This window comes from Brachybacterium sp. SW0106-09 (assembly GCF_001293905.1).
GTDB lineage: Bacteria > Actinomycetota > Actinomycetes > Actinomycetales > Dermabacteraceae > Brachybacterium > Brachybacterium conglomeratum.
In genome coordinates this window covers 34060-47900 of sequence record NZ_BCAK01000013.1, presented here as the reverse complement: position 1 = coordinate 47900, position 13841 = coordinate 34060, and the positions used below count along the sequence as shown (strand labels likewise).

The window sequence follows — 13841 nt, the reverse complement described above, 5'->3', positions numbered from 1 at the left end:
GGAGCAGAGAGTCTGAGGGAAACCCACATGGCAATTCGTAAGAGCAAGCCGACCACTCCCGGTCGTCGCGGCTCGAGTGGCGCCGACTTCGTCGAGGTCACCCGGTCCACGCCGGAGAAGTCCCTGGTGCGCCCGCTGTCCAAGTCCGGCGGCCGCAACAGCAACGGTCGTATCACCTCCCGTCACCGGGGCGGCGGCCACAAGCGGGCCTACCGCGTGATCGACTTCCGCCGTCACGACAAGGACGGCGTCAAGGCCAAGGTCGCTCACATCGAGTACGACCCCAACCGCACCGCGCGCATCGCGCTGCTGCACTACCTGGACGGCGAGAAGCGCTACATCCTCGCGCCGGCCAAGCTGCGTCAGGGCGACTGGATCGAGAACGGCGTCGGCGCCGACATCAAGCCCGGCAACAACCTGCCGCTCAAGAACATCCCGCTCGGCACCGTGGTGCACGCGATCGAGCTCCGCCCCGGCGGCGGCGCGAAGATCGCCCGCTCCGCCGGCGCCTCCGTGCAGCTCGTCGCCAAGGAGGGCCCGTACGCCCAGCTGCGTATGCCCTCCGGCGAGATCCGGAACGTCGACGCCCGCTGCCGCGCCACCATCGGCGAGGTCGGCAACGCCGAGCAGTCCAACATCAACTGGGGCAAGGCCGGCCGCATGCGGTGGAAGGGCAAGCGCCCCCACGTCCGCGGCGTGGTCATGAACCCCGTCGATCACCCCCATGGTGGTGGCGAGGGCCGCACCTCGGGTGGTCGTCATCCGGTGTCGCCCTGGGGTCAGCCCGAGGGCCGTACCCGAAAGCCGGGCAAGGAGAGCGACAAGCTCATCGTGCGCCGTCGTCGGACCGGCAAGAAGCGCTGATAGGGAGAACCGCACATGCCTCGCAGTATTTCCAAGGGCCCGTTCGTGGACGACCACCTTCAGAAGAAGGTGGACGCCCAGAACGAGAAGGGCACCAAGAACCTCATCAAGACCTGGTCGCGTCGTTCGGTGATCACCCCGGACTTCCTCGGCCACACCTTCGCAGTGCACGACGGTCGCAAGCACGTCTCGGTGTTCGTCACCGAGTCGATGGTCGGCCACAAGCTCGGCGAGTTCGCCCCCACGCGGACTTTCAAGGGCCACGAGAAGGACGACAAGAAGGGCCGTCGTCGCTGACGTGATGTCAGCAGCGACTGCACTTCTCGAACTCGAGAGAAAGCAGGAAGCAATGGAAGCCAAGGCGCAGGTGCGGTACCTCCGCATGTCGCCCATGAAGGCTCGCCGCGTTGTGGACCTGATTCGTGGCAAGAGCACGGCCGAGGCCCTGGACACCCTGCGGTTCGCACCGCAGGCGGCCAGCGAGCCCGTCCTCAAGCTCGTGGAGTCCGCGATCGCCAACGCGCGGGTGAAGGCAGACCAGGCGGGGGAGCGCTTCGACGAGCGCGAGCTCGTCGTGTCCGCCGCATTCGTCGACGAGGGTCCGACCATGAAGCGGTTCCAGCCGCGTGCTCAGGGTCGTGCCTTCCAGATCAAGAAGCGCACCAGCCACGTCACCGTGGTGGTCGCTCCCGTGAACAAGTAAGGAGTCCCGAATGGGCCAGAAGGTCAATCCGAACGGGTTCCGCCTCGGGATCACCACGGAGCACAGCAGCCGGTGGTTCGCCGACTCCTCGAAGGAGGGGCAGCGGTACCGCGACTACGTGAAGGAAGACGTCGCGATCCGCAAGCTCATGTCCGAGGGGCTCGAGCGCGCCGGCATCTCCAAGGTCGAGATCGAGCGCACCCGCGATCGTGTCCGCGTCGATCTCCACACCGCCCGCCCGGGCATCGTCATCGGGCGTCGCGGCGCGGAGGCCGAGCGTCTGCGCGGTGAGCTGGAGAAGCTCACCGGTAAGCAGATCCAGCTGAACATCCTCGAGGTCAAGAACCCCGAGGCCGATGCGCAGCTGGTCGCCCAGGGCATCGCCGAGCAGCTCGCCGCCCGCGTCTCCTTCCGTCGTGCGATGCGCAAGGGCATGCAGTCCGCGCAGCGCGCCGGCGCGAAGGGCATCCGAGTGGCCGTCTCCGGCCGCCTCGGCGGCGCCGAGATGAGCCGCAACGAGTTCTACCGCGAGGGGCGCGTGCCGCTGCACACCCTCCGCGCGAACATCGACTACGGCTTCTACGAGGCCCGCACCGCCTTCGGCCGCATCGGCGTGAAGGTCTGGATCTACAAGGGCGACGTCACCGCCAAGGAGCTCGCGGCCCAGCAGGCCGCCTCGCAGGGTCCCCGCTCCGGCGGACGCGGCCCGCGTGCCGAGCGCCCGCGCGGCCGTCGCAACGAGCGCAACGCCGCTGCCCGTCGTGAGAACAACGAGTCTGCCCCGCAGACCGCTGCTCCCGCCGAGCAGGCCGCGGCTCCCGCGCAGCAGCCCGGAACGGAGGCCTGAGCGACATGCTGATCCCTCGCAGGACCAAGCACCGCAAGCAGCACCACCCGACCCGCAGCGGCATGGCCAAGGGCGGCACCGAGCTGGCGTTCGGCGACTACGGCATCCAGGCGCTCGCGCCGGCGTACGTCACCAACCGTCAGATCGAGGCGGCTCGTATCGCCATGACCCGCTACATGAAGCGTGGCGGCAAGGTGTTCATCAACATCTACCCCGATCGTCCGCTCACCAAGAAGCCTGCCGAGGTCCGCATGGGCTCCGGCAAGGGTTCGGTCGAGTGGTGGATCGCCAACATCAAGCCGGGACGCGTCATGTTCGAGGTCGCCGGCGTCGAGGAGGAGGTGGCTCGCGAGGCTCTGCGCCTGGCGATGCACAAGCTCCCCATGAAGTGCCGCATCCTGAGCCGAGAGAGTGGTGACATCTGATGGCAGCGACCAAGCTCACCGCCGATGAACTCGACAAGCTGGACGACTCCAAGCTGGCCGAGGAACTGGCGAAGGCGAAGGACGAGCTGTTCAAGCTCCGTTTCCAGAACGCCACCGGTCAGCTCGAGAGCTCCGGCCGTCTGCGGTCCGTCAAGAAGGACATCGCACGGATCTACACGATCCTGCGCGAGCGAGAGCTGGGCATCCGTCAGGCGCCCGGCGCCGCCGAGTGACCCTGGAGCGAGGAACTGAGATGACTGAGAACAACCAGGCCGAGACCCCGGCCGTCGAGGATCTCGCGAAGGAGGGTGCGCAGGCGTCGTCCGCCGAGCGTCCCTACCGCAAGACCCTGCGCGGCTACGTGGTCTCCGACAAGATGGACAAGACGATCGTGGTCGAGGTCGAGGAGCGTGTGAAGCACGCCCGCTACGGCAAGGTCACGACCAAGACGAGCAAGTTCAAGGCCCACGACGAGGAGAACACCGCCGGCATCGGCGACCGCGTCCTCGTCATGGAGACCCGTCCGCTCTCCGCGTCCAAGCGGTGGCGGCTGCTCGAGATCCTCGAGCGCGCCAAGTGATCCGCCGGCGGTCCGCGTGACCGTCCGGCAGCACTGAGAAGGGCCGGTCCTCCCCACGGGGAGGGCCGGCCCTCCTGCGCTCCCCGGAGGTCAGCCCGGAGCGCCGACGAGGTGCACCAGCAGCGCGCCGGCGAGAGCGTCCTCGGCCCTCGGTGCGGCGACCTCGCGCAGCTCCCCGTCCCCGTCGCGCAGCTCCACGACGAACCCGCCGTCCTCCCTCCGCCGCAGCGCGGAGAAGGCGGCGCCGAGCGCCTCGCGCAGCTGGTCCTCCCGCGGCAGCCACACCGCCTCGTCCTGCTCCACGGAGTCCAGCGCCCACTCGGTGGTGCCGTTGAAGCGCAGGACGCGGGTGCCGGTGCGCCCTCGGCCCACCTCCACCACCATCGAGGAGAGCATGAACGCCTCCTCGCGCAGCAGCGCGTTGTCGATCGCGAAGAGGTCCCCGTCGGTCGGCTCCCAGGGCAGCCCCGCGTCCCGGAGCCGCCTTGCCACATCGATGTCGATCATGGGGAGAAAACTACGCCCCTGCCGGGTGCCGGGGCCATGCTCCACGTCCGGGGACCGGATCACCGAACGGTGTGAGGACGACCGCGAGTGCGCGGCAGCGACGATGACGGGTGGGACTGCTGAGGACGAGCCGGGTGAAGGTTCGACGTGGCGCGAGCCGCGCCGCTGCGCGCGCGCGTGAAAGATCGTCGTGCCCGCGGACGAGGACGGTGCGCTCGTGTCCGACGTCGAGCCGATCCCGTTCGAGCAGCTCCCGCCAGCGGAAGCCCGACGGTCGGAGATCTCCGACCCGGCCATGCTGAGGCAGGAGGAGCTCGCCGAGCCGCTCGAGGCCGCGGAGGAGGGCGACTCCCCGGACGCAGGAGAGCAAGCACACACGAGGGAGCCCGCCCCGCAGGGGTGACAGTTCCGGGGGCGGGGCGTAGTCTTGAACGGTTGCCGGAGGACTGCGCCCCGCCCCCGTGGTGGTGGTGCCTGATTCCGCGACAGGATCCGGGACACCCGATCCGTCCTCGCCGGAGACCTCGCACGAGAGGCGAACGCCCCGCGTTCACCACGCCAGTGCCTGAGTCCGGCAGAGGGTTTTTTGGTGCCCGGGGCCCGTCGGCGGCGACGTCCCGGGCGCTGCGGCGCCCAAGGCGGTGTCGCGCATGGTCCACATTCCGTTCCGCCAGGCTCGGCCGGCCCGCTCCCGCGGGTCGGAAGAGAACCGGTGAGACGATAGGAGAACGAGTGATTCAGCAGGAGTCGCGACTGAAGGTCGCCGACAACACGGGTGCCAAGGAGATTCTCTGCATCCGTGTTCTCGGTGGCTCCGGTCGCCGTTACGCCAGCATCGGCGACACCATCGTGGCGACCGTCAAGGACGCCATCCCCGGTGGCAACGTCAAGAAGGGCGACGTCGTCAAGGCGGTCGTCGTCCGCACGTCCAAGGAGGTCCGTCGCATCGACGGCTCCTACATCCGCTTCGACGAGAACGCGGCGGTCATCCTCAAGACCGACGGCGAGCCGCGCGGTACCCGCATCTTCGGCCCCGTCGGCCGCGAGCTGCGCGACAAGCGCTTCATGAAGATCGTCTCGCTGGCACCGGAGGTGCTGTGACATGGCAAAGATGAAGATCAAGAAGGGCGATCTCGTCCAGGTCATCACGGGTCGCACGAGCGACGCCGACAAGGCCGCCGCACGTGGCCTCGAGGCCGGCGACAAGGGCAAGCAGGGTCGCGTCCTGAAGGTGTTCCCCGATACCCAGCGCGTGCTGGTCGAGGGCATCAACCGCCGCACCCACCACGTCAAGCCGAACCAGGCCGGCGGCGCGGGCGGCATCGAGCAGCGCGAGGCCCCCATCCACGTCTCCAACGTGGCCCTGGTCGACCCGGAGGACAACAAGCCGACCAAGATCGGCTACCGCGTCGAGACCGTCGAGCTCGAGAACGGCCGCACCAAGCAGGTGCGCGTCCGCTTCGCCAAGCGCTCCGGGAAGGACATCTGATGAGCGAGACCGCCACCCAGGCGCCCACCCCGCGTCTGAAGACGAAGTACAACGACACCATCAAGTCGCAGCTGACCGAGCAGTTCGGCTACGAGAACGTCATGCTGGTGCCCGGCCTGACCAAGATCGTCGTGAACATGGGCGTCGGCGACGCCGCACGCGACTCGAAGGTCATCGACGGCGCCATCAAGGACCTCGCCGCCATCACCGGCCAGAAGCCCCAGGTCACCAAGGCTCGCAAGTCCATCGCGCAGTTCAAGCTGCGTGAGGGCATGCCGATCGGTGCGCACGTCACGCTGCGCAACGCTCGCATGTGGGAGTTCCTGGACCGTCTGCTCTCGACCGCGCTCCCGCGAATCCGCGACTTCCGCGGCCTCTCGCCGAAGCACTTCGACGGCAACGGCAACTACACCTTCGGTCTCACGGAGCAGGTCATGTTCCACGAGATCGACCAGGACAAGATCGACCGCGTCCGCGGCATGGACATCACGGTCGTCACCACCGCGAAGACCGACGACGAGGGGCGCGCGCTGCTCAAGCTGCTCGGCTTCCCCTTCAAGGAGGAGAACTGATATGGCGAAGACAGCCCTGATCAAGAAGTCGGAGCGCAAGCCGAAGTTCGCGGTGCGCGCCTACACCCGGTGCCAGCGCTGCGGTCGGCCCCACTCGGTCTACCGCAAGTTCGGCCTCTGCCGCGTGTGCCTGCGCGAGATGGCTCACCGCGGCGAGCTCCCCGGCGTCACCAAGAGCAGCTGGTAAGGACTACCGCCACAGGTCCCACGGCCCCGTCACGGGGCGTAGGGGAAACCAGGTGAGGAAGAAGCAACAGACATGACCATGACCGACCCGATCGCGGACATGCTCACGCGGATCCGGAACGCCTCCGGGGCGTACCACGAGACCGCGTCCATGCCGTATTCGAAGCTCAAGGCCCGCATCGCGGACATCCTGAAGGCAGAGGGCTACATCCTCGGCTGGCGTGAGGAGGAGGCCGAGGTGGGCAAGTCGCTCGTCCTCGAGCTCAAGTACTCCGACAGCCGCGAGCGCGCCATCTCCGGGATCCGCCGCATCTCGAAGCCGGGCCTGCGCGTGTACGCGAAGTCCACCAACCTGCCCAAGGTCCTCGGCGGACTGGGCGTGGCGATCCTGTCCACGTCCTCCGGCCTCCTGACCGACAAGCAGGCTGCCAAGAAGGGTGTGGGTGGGGAAGTCCTCGCCTACATCTGGTGAGCGGGAGAGGAGACCACTAGCTATGTCCCGCATCGGACGCCTGCCGGTCGCAGTGCCGGCCTCTGTCCAGAACGTCACCATCGAGGACCGCACCGTCACGGTGACCGGCCCCAAGGGCGAGTTCACCCACGAGGTGCCCGCGCCCCTGACCGTCGCGCGCGACGACGAGGGCAACATCGTCGTCTCGCGTCCCGATGACGAGCAGGAGAACCGTGCGCTGCACGGTCTGACCCGCACGCTCATCAACAACATCGTCCTCGGCGTCACCGAGGGCTTCACGAAGAAGCTGGAGATCGTCGGCACGGGCTACCGCGTCGTCGCGAAGGGTACGGACCTCGAGTTCGCCCTCGGCTTCTCCCACCCCGTCGTGGTGAAGGCGCCCGAGGGCATCACCTTCGCCGTCGAGTCGCCGACCAAGTTCTCGGTCAGCGGCATCTCGAAGCAGCAGGTCGGGCACGTGGCCGCGAAGATCCGCGGGATCCGTCCGCCGGAGCCCTACAAGGGCAAGGGTGTGCGGTACGCCGACGAGGTCGTGCTCCGCAAGGCCGGAAAGGCTGGTAAGTGACCATGGGTTACGCACTCAAGCACACCAAGGGCAACCGCGGCAGCAAGCTGCGCTCGCGCGGTCGTCGCCACCTCCGCGTCCGTCGTCGCGTCATCGGCACCGCCCAGCGTCCGCGCCTGGTGGTCACCCGTTCGTCGCGTCACGTCTTCGTGCAGGTCGTCGACGACTCCCTCGGCAAGACCATCGCGTCGGCCTCCACCATGGAGGCGGACCTCCGCGGCGCCGAGGCGACGAAGTCGGACAAGGCCCGCACCGTCGGCGCCCTGGTCGCCGAGCGCGCCAAGGCCGCCGGCATCGACGCGGTCGTCTTCGACCGCGGTGGCAACAAGTACCACGGCCGCGTGGCCGCCGTCGCCGACGGCGCCCGCGAGGCCGGCCTGGCGCTGTGACCGCCGCCCGGACACAGGACGAGAAGAGGATCTGAATATGGCTGCACAGCAGCGTAGCAACGGTCCCGCGGCCTCCGGCCGACGGGACGACAACACCAGCAACAGCAACAACGATCGGGGCGGCCGCCAGGGCGGCGACCGCGGCGGTCGTCAGGGTGGTCGCGGTCGCGGTCAGGACGCCGAGAAGTCGGCGTTCCTCGAGCGCGTCGTGAGCATCAACCGCGTCTCCAAGGTCGTCAAGGGCGGCCGTCGCTTCGCCTTCACCGCCCTCGTGGTGGTCGGTGACGGCGACGGCACCGTCGGCGTCGGCTACGGCAAGGCCAAGGAGGTGCCGGCGGCGATCTCCAAGGGCGTCGAGGAGGCGAAGAAGAACTTCTTCCGCGTCCCGCGCGTCCAGGGCACCGTCGTGCACCCGGTCCAGGGCGAGGATGCGGCGGGCGTCGTCCTGCTGCGCCCGGCCGCCCCCGGCACCGGCGTGATCGCCGGCGGTCCGGTCCGCGCCGTGCTCGAGTGCGCCGGAGTGCACGACGTGCTCTCCAAGTCGCTCGGCTCGACCAATGCGATCAACATCGTGCGGGCCACCGTCGACGCCCTCAAGCAGCTCGAGGAGCCGGAGGCCGTGGCCGCGCGTCGCGGTCTCGCGGTCGAGGACGTCGCCCCGGCGGCGCTCCTGCGGGCCCAGGCCGAGGGCCGCGCCGCGGCCCGCGCCGAGAAGGTGGGTGCGTGATGCAGATCAAGGTCACCCAGACCCGTTCCGAGATCGGCGGCACCCAGAGCCAGCGAGCCACCCTGCGCGGCCTCGGCCTCAAGCGCATCGGTGACACGGTGGTGAAGGAAGACCGCCCCGAGATCCGCGGCATGATCCGCACCGTCACCCACCTGGTGACGTTCGAAGAGGTGGAGTGAATCTCATGAGCATCGAGGACCAGAACGCAGCAACCCCTTTGAAGCTCCACGACCTGCGCCCCGCGCCCGGTTCCAAGACCGCGCGCACCCGCGTCGGCCGTGGTGAGGCTTCGAAGGGCAAGACGGCCGGTCGAGGCACCAAGGGCACCAAGGCCCGCTACCAGGTGCCCGTCGGCTTCGAGGGCGGGCAGATGCCCCTGCACATGCGGCTGCCGAAGCTTCGCGGCTTCACCAACCCCTTCCGCGTCGAGTACCAGGTCGTGAACCTGTCGACCCTGCAGGAGCTGTTCCCCGAGGGCGGCACCGTCACGGTCGAGGACCTCGTCGCCAAGGGCGCTGTCCGCAAGAACCAGCCCGTGAAGGTGCTGGGCCAGGGCGAGGTGAGCGTCAAGCTCGACATCACCGCTCAGAAGTTCTCCGCCTCGGCGGAGCAGAAGATCGCGGCGGCCGGCGGGTCCGTCACCACCGCGTGACATCTTTTTGACGGGCACCGCGGCACAGACTTAGTCTGAGCCGCGGTGCCCTGTCGTCATTCCAGGGCCGGTCCGAACGCCCGCGCCCACCGGGCGCGGCCGCAGGACGGCCGACCACCGCCTCGGCCCCGTCCCAGGACCTCCAGGAGGGAATCAGGTGAACTCGTTCGTGCGCGCGCTGCGCACTCCCGAGCTGAGGGCGAAGATCCTCTTCACGCTCGGTCTGATCGCCGTCTACCGACTCGGCGTCTTCATCCCCACCCCGGGATTCGACGCCACCAACGTCATGATGTGCGCGGACCAGGCCGCCTCGGGTCAGGGCGCCAACGTGCTGGGCATGGTCAACATGTTCTCCGGCGGCGCGCTGCTGCAGCTGTCCATCTTCTCCCTCGGCGTGATGCCGTACATCACCGCCTCGATCATCGTGCAGCTCCTGCGCGTGGTGATCCCGCGGTTCGAGGCCCTCCACAAGGAGGGCGCCTCCGGCACCGCCAAGCTCACCCAGTACACCCGCTATCTCACGATCGGTCTGGGCGTCCTCCAGGCCACCACGATCATCACGCTGGTGCGCTCGGGCAACTTCTTCGTCGGCTGCACCCTCGAGCTCGTGCCCGACCAGTCGATCCCGACCCTGCTGCTCATGGTGATGACCATGACCGTCGGCACGGTCCTGATCATGTTCATGGGCGAGATGATCACCGAGCGCGGCGTCGGCAACGGCATGTCGCTGATGATCTTCTCCTCGATCGCGGCGAGCTTCCCCGCCTCCTTCGGCCAGGTCTGGCAGCTCAAGGGCTGGATCACCTTCTCCCTGGTGATTCTCGTGGGCCTGCTGATCATGGTCGGCATGGTGTTCGTCGAGCAGTCCCAGCGCCGCATCCCCGTGCAGTACGCCAAGCGCATGGTGGGCCGACGCATGTACGGCGGCACCTCGACCTACATCCCGATCAAGGTCAACCAGGCCGGCGTCATCCCCGTCATCTTCGCCTCCTCGATCCTCGCGCTGCCGCAGATGGCCGCCTCCTTCGGCGACCCGTCCGCCGGATGGGTGCAGTGGATCAACACGCACCTCGTCCTCGGCGCCTCCTTCTCGTGGATCTACGCCGTGGTCTACGTGGCCCTGATCGTCTTCTTCGCCTTCTTCTACGTCTCGATCACCTTCAACGCGGAGGAGATCGCCGACAACATGAAGAAGTACGGCGGCTTCGTCCCCAACGTGCGCGCGGGCAAGCCCACCGAGCGCTACCTGAGCTACGTCATCAACCGCATCCAGAGCGGCGGCGCCGTCTATCTCGCGGTGATCTGCCTGATCCCGCTGGTCGCGCTGTTCTACCTCGGCACCTCGCAGGACTTCCCGCTGGGCGGCGTCTCCCTCCTGATCGTGATCGGCGTGGGACTGGACACCGTCAAGCAGATCGACGCGAAGCTCCAGCAGCACCACTACGAAGGGATTCTCCGGTGACCACCCCCACCGCCTCGAACGGCTCGACCGCCCCCGCCCGCCGCCTGCTGATCGTCGGCCCGCCCGGAGCGGGCAAGGGCACCCAGGCCGTGCGGGTCGCGGAGGAGCTCTCGATCCCCGCGATCTCCACCGGCGACATCTTCCGCGCCAACGTCTCGGGGCAGACCGAGCTCGGCGTCCTCGCGAAGTCCTACATGGACAAGGGCGAGTACGTCCCGGACTCCGTCACCAACGACATGGTCCGCTCGCGCCTGGCCGAGGCCGACGCCCAGGACGGCTTCCTGCTGGACGGCTACCCCCGCACCCTCGACCAGGTCGAGGCGCTCGACGGCATGCTCGCCGAGCTCGGCACCCCGCTGGACCTCGTGCTGCTGCTCGTGGTCGAGCAGGAGGAGGTCGTGCAGCGCCTGGTGGCACGGGGCGCCGAGCAGGGCCGCAGCGACGACACCGAGGAGACGATCCGTCGCCGCCTCGAGGTCTACGCCGAGCAGACCGCCCCGCTGATCGACGTCTACGATCAGCGCGGCCTGGTGCGCCGCGTGGACGGCATGGCCTCGATCGACGAGGTCACCGCCGCGCTGCGCGAGGCCCTCGGCGCCCGATGAGCCTCCTGCCCGAGCGGGTGGAGTGGAAGACGCCCGAGCAGATCGCGGTGATGCGGCGCAGCGGCCACCTGCTGCACCGCGTCCACGACATGCTCGAGTCCGAGATCCGTCCCGGCATCACCACGGACGAGCTCGACTCCCTCGCCCACGCGATGATCCGCGACGCGGGGGCGACGCCGAACTTCCTGGGCTACCAGGGCTATCCGGCCACGCTCTGCATCAGCGTCAACGACGTCGTGGTCCACGGCATCCCCGACGCCCGCCCTCTCGAGGAGGGGGACGTGGTCTCGATCGACGGGGGCCTGATCGTGGACGGCTGGCACTCGGACGCGGCCCGCACCCACATCGTGGGCCGGCCCCGCTCGGTCGGCGACGAGGACCTGGTGCGGATCACCGAGGAGGCCCTCTGGGCCGGGATCGCGGCGCTCGCCACCGCCGAGCGCGTCGGCGACGTCGGGGCCGCGATCGAGGACTACGTCGAGCAGGCGGCGGGGGAGTCACTCTCCCACCTCGAGGGCTTCGGCGGCCACGGCATCGGCACCGCGATGCACCAGGCGCCCGACGTCATGAACTACCGGGTCCGCCCGCGCGGGCCGAAGGTGCGCCCGGGCCTGTGCGTCGCGATCGAGCCGATGCTGATCCAGGGCCAGGGGAACTGGGAGCTCGAGGACGACGAGTGGACCGTCCGCGCCACCTGCGGCGGCCGCGCCGCCCACGCCGAGCACTCCGTCGCCGTGACCGAGCAGGGGCTGCTGGTGCTGACCGCCGGCGACGGGGGAGCTGCCGAGCTCGCCCGGCGCGGGGTCGTCGCCGCGCCCGATCCGCTCGCGGCCTGAGCCGGCAGGCTCCGTCCGCCCGGCGCGGGGCCGCCCCGTCGACGGGCGGGGCGGGGGAGCGGGGCGGACGTGATGGGCATCATCGCGTCGGCCCTCGCCGAATCCGGACCTCGCGTGTAGGCTGGTCCATCGGGTGTGCTCCGATCGCGCGTGCGAACGTGTGCTCGTGCAGTCCCGTCGTGCCGTCCGTCCGGCAGGTCCTCGAGGCCGCAGGGCGAGGCCGACGCGCTGCCTCGGCGCCACCCTCGTCGATCACCGTACCGTCACCCGACGGTCGGTGTGCAGGGCCTGGGAAACCAGGAACCAAGTACGCGGAACTCGGCCCCGGCTTCGCCGGAGGCGGGAGATTGGGGAGGCATGGCGAAGAAGGACGGAGTGATCGAGGTCGAGGGCAGGGTCACGGAGGCGCTCGCGAACGCGCGCTTCCGCGTCGAGCTCGACAACGGGCACATGGTGCTCGCGCACATCTCCGGAAAGATGCGCCAGCACTACATCCGCATCCTTCCCGAGGACCGTGTGGTCGTCGAGCTGAGCCCCTATGACCTCGACCGGGGCCGCATCGTCTACCGCTACAAGTGATCGTCCCGGGAGAAGGAAAGCTATGAAGGTCAAGCCGAGCGTCAAGCCGATCTGTGACAACTGCAAGGTGATCCGTCGCCACTCGCGCGTCATGGTCATCTGCTCGAACCCCCGTCACAAGCAGCGCCAGGGCTGAGCGGAGCGATCCGCCCGTCCCGGCCCCTGCCGTGACAGCCGCCGCCAGGCGGCACGCCCCGCAGCGCGGGGCACCCGCCCGCATCGCGGGCACCACACAAATGAAGAGACGACACCACCGGCATCGGCCGGTCACCCGCAGGACGGAGGCTGCGGCGTCGGGGAGACAGTCCCGGCGAGGTGTCGGCTCAGGCCTCCGAGACAGTAGGAGAATCTGCACATGGCACGTCTGGTGGGAGTGGACCTTCCGCGCGAGAAGCGCCTCGAGGTCGCCCTGACGTACATCTTCGGCATGGGACGCACGCGCGCCCAGGAGACCCTCGCCGCGACCGGCGTCTCCGGCGACAAGCGGGTCCGTGAGGTGAGCGACGAGGAGCTCGTCCAGCTCCGCGATCACATCGAGGCGAACTACATGGTCGAGGGCGACCTCCGCCGCGAGGTGGCCGCCGACATCCGCCGCAAGGTCGAGATCGGCAGCTACCAGGGGCTGCGCCACCGCCGCGGCCTGCCCGTCCACGGTCAGCGCACGAAGACCAACGCCCGCACCCGCAAGGGTCCGAAGCGCACGGTCGCCGGCAAGAAGAAGGCTCGCTGATCCGCGGCATCCGCTGATCGGCCGCCCGGCTCCGTCCCCGGAGCCCGCAGTCACTTCGCGCCGCTGAGGGAACCGGCGCACCCCCACACCACCAGAGGAGTTCTGCCGCATGGCAACCAAGACCCGTCAGGCCGCTGCGCGCAAGCCGCGCCGCAAGGACAAGAAGAACATCGTCAACGGCCAGGCTCACATCAAGAGCACGTTCAACAACACCATCGTGTCCATCACGGACCCGACCGGCGCCGTCATCTCCTGGGCCTCCGCCGGCCAGGTGGGCTTCAAGGGCTCGCGCAAGTCCACCCCGTACGCCGCGCAGATGGCCGCCGAGGCCGCCGCGCGCCAGGCGCAGGAGCACGGCCTGAAGAAGGTCGACGTCTTCGTGAAGGGCCCGGGCTCGGGCCGCGAGACCGCGATCCGCTCGCTCACCGCGACCGGCCTCGAGGTGGGCTCGATCCAGGACGTCACCCCGCAGCCGCACAACGGCACCCGTCCGGCCAAGCGCCGCCGCGTCTGATCCCGTCGGCCGTGACGACGGGACGCCCCGCTCGTCACGGTCGACCGTGTCGGGCGGGGTCTCCCGCGCCCGGCGTCCCCGGACCCCTCGCGGGTCACCCCCCGTCTTCCAGGCCCACCGCCCCCTTCTGAGCGTCA

26 protein-coding genes are annotated in these 13841 nt (G+C 69.1%); 25 read left to right on the top strand and 1 reads right to left on the bottom strand.

The window, feature by feature from the left end; all coding sequences use genetic code 11:
* Positions 1-27 precede the first annotated feature (27 nt).
* The 7 genes from rplB to rpsQ are packed head-to-tail and all read left to right on the top strand — an operon-like array spanning position 28 to position 3419.
* Positions 28-864 (top strand): 50S ribosomal protein L2, encoded by an 837-nt coding sequence (gene rplB / locus Y09_RS07270; RefSeq protein WP_010550330.1) that lies wholly within the window; start codon positions 28-30, stop codon positions 862-864.
* A gap of 15 nt (positions 865-879) precedes the next feature.
* On the top strand, positions 880-1161 hold the full coding sequence (gene rpsS, locus Y09_RS07265) for a 30S ribosomal protein S19 (protein ID WP_010550329.1): 282 nt from the start codon (positions 880-882) through the stop codon (positions 1159-1161).
* Positions 1162-1213: 52 nt separating this feature from the next.
* Entirely contained in the window at positions 1214-1567 is a 354-nt protein-coding gene (gene rplV / locus Y09_RS07260; RefSeq protein ID WP_010550328.1) for a 50S ribosomal protein L22, read from the top strand.
* Positions 1568-1577: 10 nt separating this feature from the next.
* The gene (gene rpsC, locus Y09_RS07255; RefSeq protein WP_053917131.1) at positions 1578-2414 is read left to right on the top strand and encodes a 30S ribosomal protein S3; all 837 of its coding nucleotides are present in this window, start codon (positions 1578-1580) and stop codon (positions 2412-2414) included.
* Positions 2415-2419: 5 nt separating this feature from the next.
* A complete protein-coding gene (gene rplP, locus Y09_RS07250) occupies positions 2420-2839 on the top strand; it encodes a 50S ribosomal protein L16 (RefSeq protein WP_053917130.1) in 420 nt (139 codons plus the stop codon).
* Entirely contained in the window at positions 2839-3072 is a 234-nt protein-coding gene (gene rpmC, locus Y09_RS07245; RefSeq protein WP_010550325.1) for a 50S ribosomal protein L29, read from the top strand. Before rplP ends, rpmC begins: the two co-directional genes overlap by 1 nt.
* 20 nt (positions 3073-3092) lie before the next feature.
* A complete protein-coding gene (gene rpsQ / locus Y09_RS07240; RefSeq protein ID WP_082358685.1) occupies positions 3093-3419 on the top strand; it encodes a 30S ribosomal protein S17 in 327 nt (108 codons plus the stop codon).
* 90 nt (positions 3420-3509) lie between these two features.
* On the opposite strand, the gene Y09_RS07235 is transcribed toward rpsQ, so the two are convergent.
* Complete coding sequence (locus Y09_RS07235) at positions 3510-3926, bottom strand: hypothetical protein (RefSeq protein ID WP_053917129.1); 417 nt, start codon at positions 3924-3926, stop codon at positions 3510-3512.
* A 217-nt stretch (positions 3927-4143) separates the two neighbouring features.
* Here Y09_RS07235 and Y09_RS07230 point away from each other — a divergent pair, with 217 nt between their 5' ends.
* From Y09_RS07230 to rpsK, 18 genes are all read left to right on the top strand, one after another.
* Positions 4144-4329, top strand: a complete 186-nt coding sequence (locus Y09_RS07230) for a hypothetical protein (RefSeq protein WP_159419644.1) — start codon at positions 4144-4146, stop codon at positions 4327-4329.
* A gap of 329 nt (positions 4330-4658) precedes the next feature.
* The gene (gene rplN / locus Y09_RS07225; RefSeq protein ID WP_010550321.1) at positions 4659-5027 is read left to right on the top strand and encodes a 50S ribosomal protein L14; all 369 of its coding nucleotides are present in this window, start codon (positions 4659-4661) and stop codon (positions 5025-5027) included.
* A 1-nt stretch (position 5028) separates the two neighbouring features.
* Complete coding sequence (gene rplX / locus Y09_RS07220) at positions 5029-5415, top strand: 50S ribosomal protein L24 (RefSeq protein WP_053917127.1); 387 nt, start codon at positions 5029-5031, stop codon at positions 5413-5415.
* Positions 5415-5987, top strand: coding sequence for a 50S ribosomal protein L5 (gene rplE / locus Y09_RS07215; RefSeq protein ID WP_053917126.1), 573 nt, complete (start codon positions 5415-5417; stop codon positions 5985-5987). The genes rplX and rplE overlap by 1 nt, the downstream gene beginning before the upstream one ends.
* A 1-nt stretch (position 5988) precedes the next feature.
* Positions 5989-6174: a type Z 30S ribosomal protein S14 gene (locus tag Y09_RS07210; RefSeq protein ID WP_010550318.1), complete on the top strand. Its 186-nt coding sequence runs from the start codon at positions 5989-5991 to the stop codon at positions 6172-6174.
* 72 nt (positions 6175-6246) lie between these two features.
* The gene (gene rpsH / locus Y09_RS07205; protein ID WP_010550317.1) at positions 6247-6645 is read left to right on the top strand and encodes a 30S ribosomal protein S8; all 399 of its coding nucleotides are present in this window, start codon (positions 6247-6249) and stop codon (positions 6643-6645) included.
* A gap of 22 nt (positions 6646-6667) precedes the next feature.
* On the top strand, positions 6668-7210 hold the full coding sequence (gene rplF / locus Y09_RS07200) for a 50S ribosomal protein L6 (protein ID WP_010550316.1): 543 nt from the start codon (positions 6668-6670) through the stop codon (positions 7208-7210).
* 2 nt (positions 7211-7212) lie between these two features.
* A complete protein-coding gene (rplR, locus tag Y09_RS07195; RefSeq protein ID WP_010550315.1) occupies positions 7213-7599 on the top strand; it encodes a 50S ribosomal protein L18 in 387 nt (128 codons plus the stop codon).
* Between the two features lie 37 nt (positions 7600-7636).
* Entirely contained in the window at positions 7637-8326 is a 690-nt protein-coding gene (gene rpsE / locus Y09_RS07190; protein ID WP_010550314.1) for a 30S ribosomal protein S5, read from the top strand.
* A complete protein-coding gene (rpmD, locus tag Y09_RS07185; protein WP_053917125.1) occupies positions 8323-8505 on the top strand; it encodes a 50S ribosomal protein L30 in 183 nt (60 codons plus the stop codon). Before rpsE ends, rpmD begins: the two co-directional genes overlap by 4 nt.
* Before the next feature lie 5 nt (positions 8506-8510).
* The gene (gene rplO / locus Y09_RS07180; RefSeq protein ID WP_010550312.1) at positions 8511-8978 is read left to right on the top strand and encodes a 50S ribosomal protein L15; all 468 of its coding nucleotides are present in this window, start codon (positions 8511-8513) and stop codon (positions 8976-8978) included.
* A gap of 157 nt (positions 8979-9135) precedes the next feature.
* On the top strand, positions 9136-10440 hold the full coding sequence (secY, locus tag Y09_RS07175; protein WP_053917124.1) for a preprotein translocase subunit SecY: 1305 nt from the start codon (positions 9136-9138) through the stop codon (positions 10438-10440).
* Complete coding sequence (locus Y09_RS07170; protein WP_148639571.1) at positions 10437-11045, top strand: adenylate kinase; 609 nt, start codon at positions 10437-10439, stop codon at positions 11043-11045. The genes secY and Y09_RS07170 overlap by 4 nt, the downstream gene beginning before the upstream one ends.
* The gene (gene map / locus Y09_RS07165) at positions 11042-11881 is read left to right on the top strand and encodes a type I methionyl aminopeptidase (RefSeq protein ID WP_053917123.1); all 840 of its coding nucleotides are present in this window, start codon (positions 11042-11044) and stop codon (positions 11879-11881) included. Before Y09_RS07170 ends, map begins: the two co-directional genes overlap by 4 nt.
* Before the next feature lie 357 nt (positions 11882-12238).
* Positions 12239-12460 carry a translation initiation factor IF-1 gene (gene infA, locus Y09_RS07160; protein WP_053917122.1) on the top strand — a complete coding sequence of 74 codons (222 nt, stop codon included), beginning with the start codon at positions 12239-12241 and terminating at the stop codon, positions 12458-12460.
* A 22-nt stretch (positions 12461-12482) separates the two neighbouring features.
* Complete coding sequence (gene rpmJ, locus Y09_RS07155) at positions 12483-12596, top strand: 50S ribosomal protein L36 (protein ID WP_010532506.1); 114 nt, start codon at positions 12483-12485, stop codon at positions 12594-12596.
* Positions 12597-12815: 219 nt separating this feature from the next.
* Positions 12816-13190 (top strand): 30S ribosomal protein S13, encoded by a 375-nt coding sequence (rpsM, locus tag Y09_RS07150; protein ID WP_010550307.1) that lies wholly within the window; start codon positions 12816-12818, stop codon positions 13188-13190.
* A 109-nt stretch (positions 13191-13299) separates the two neighbouring features.
* Positions 13300-13704, top strand: a complete 405-nt coding sequence (rpsK, locus tag Y09_RS07145) for a 30S ribosomal protein S11 (RefSeq protein ID WP_010550306.1) — start codon at positions 13300-13302, stop codon at positions 13702-13704.
* Positions 13705-13841 lie beyond the last annotated feature (137 nt).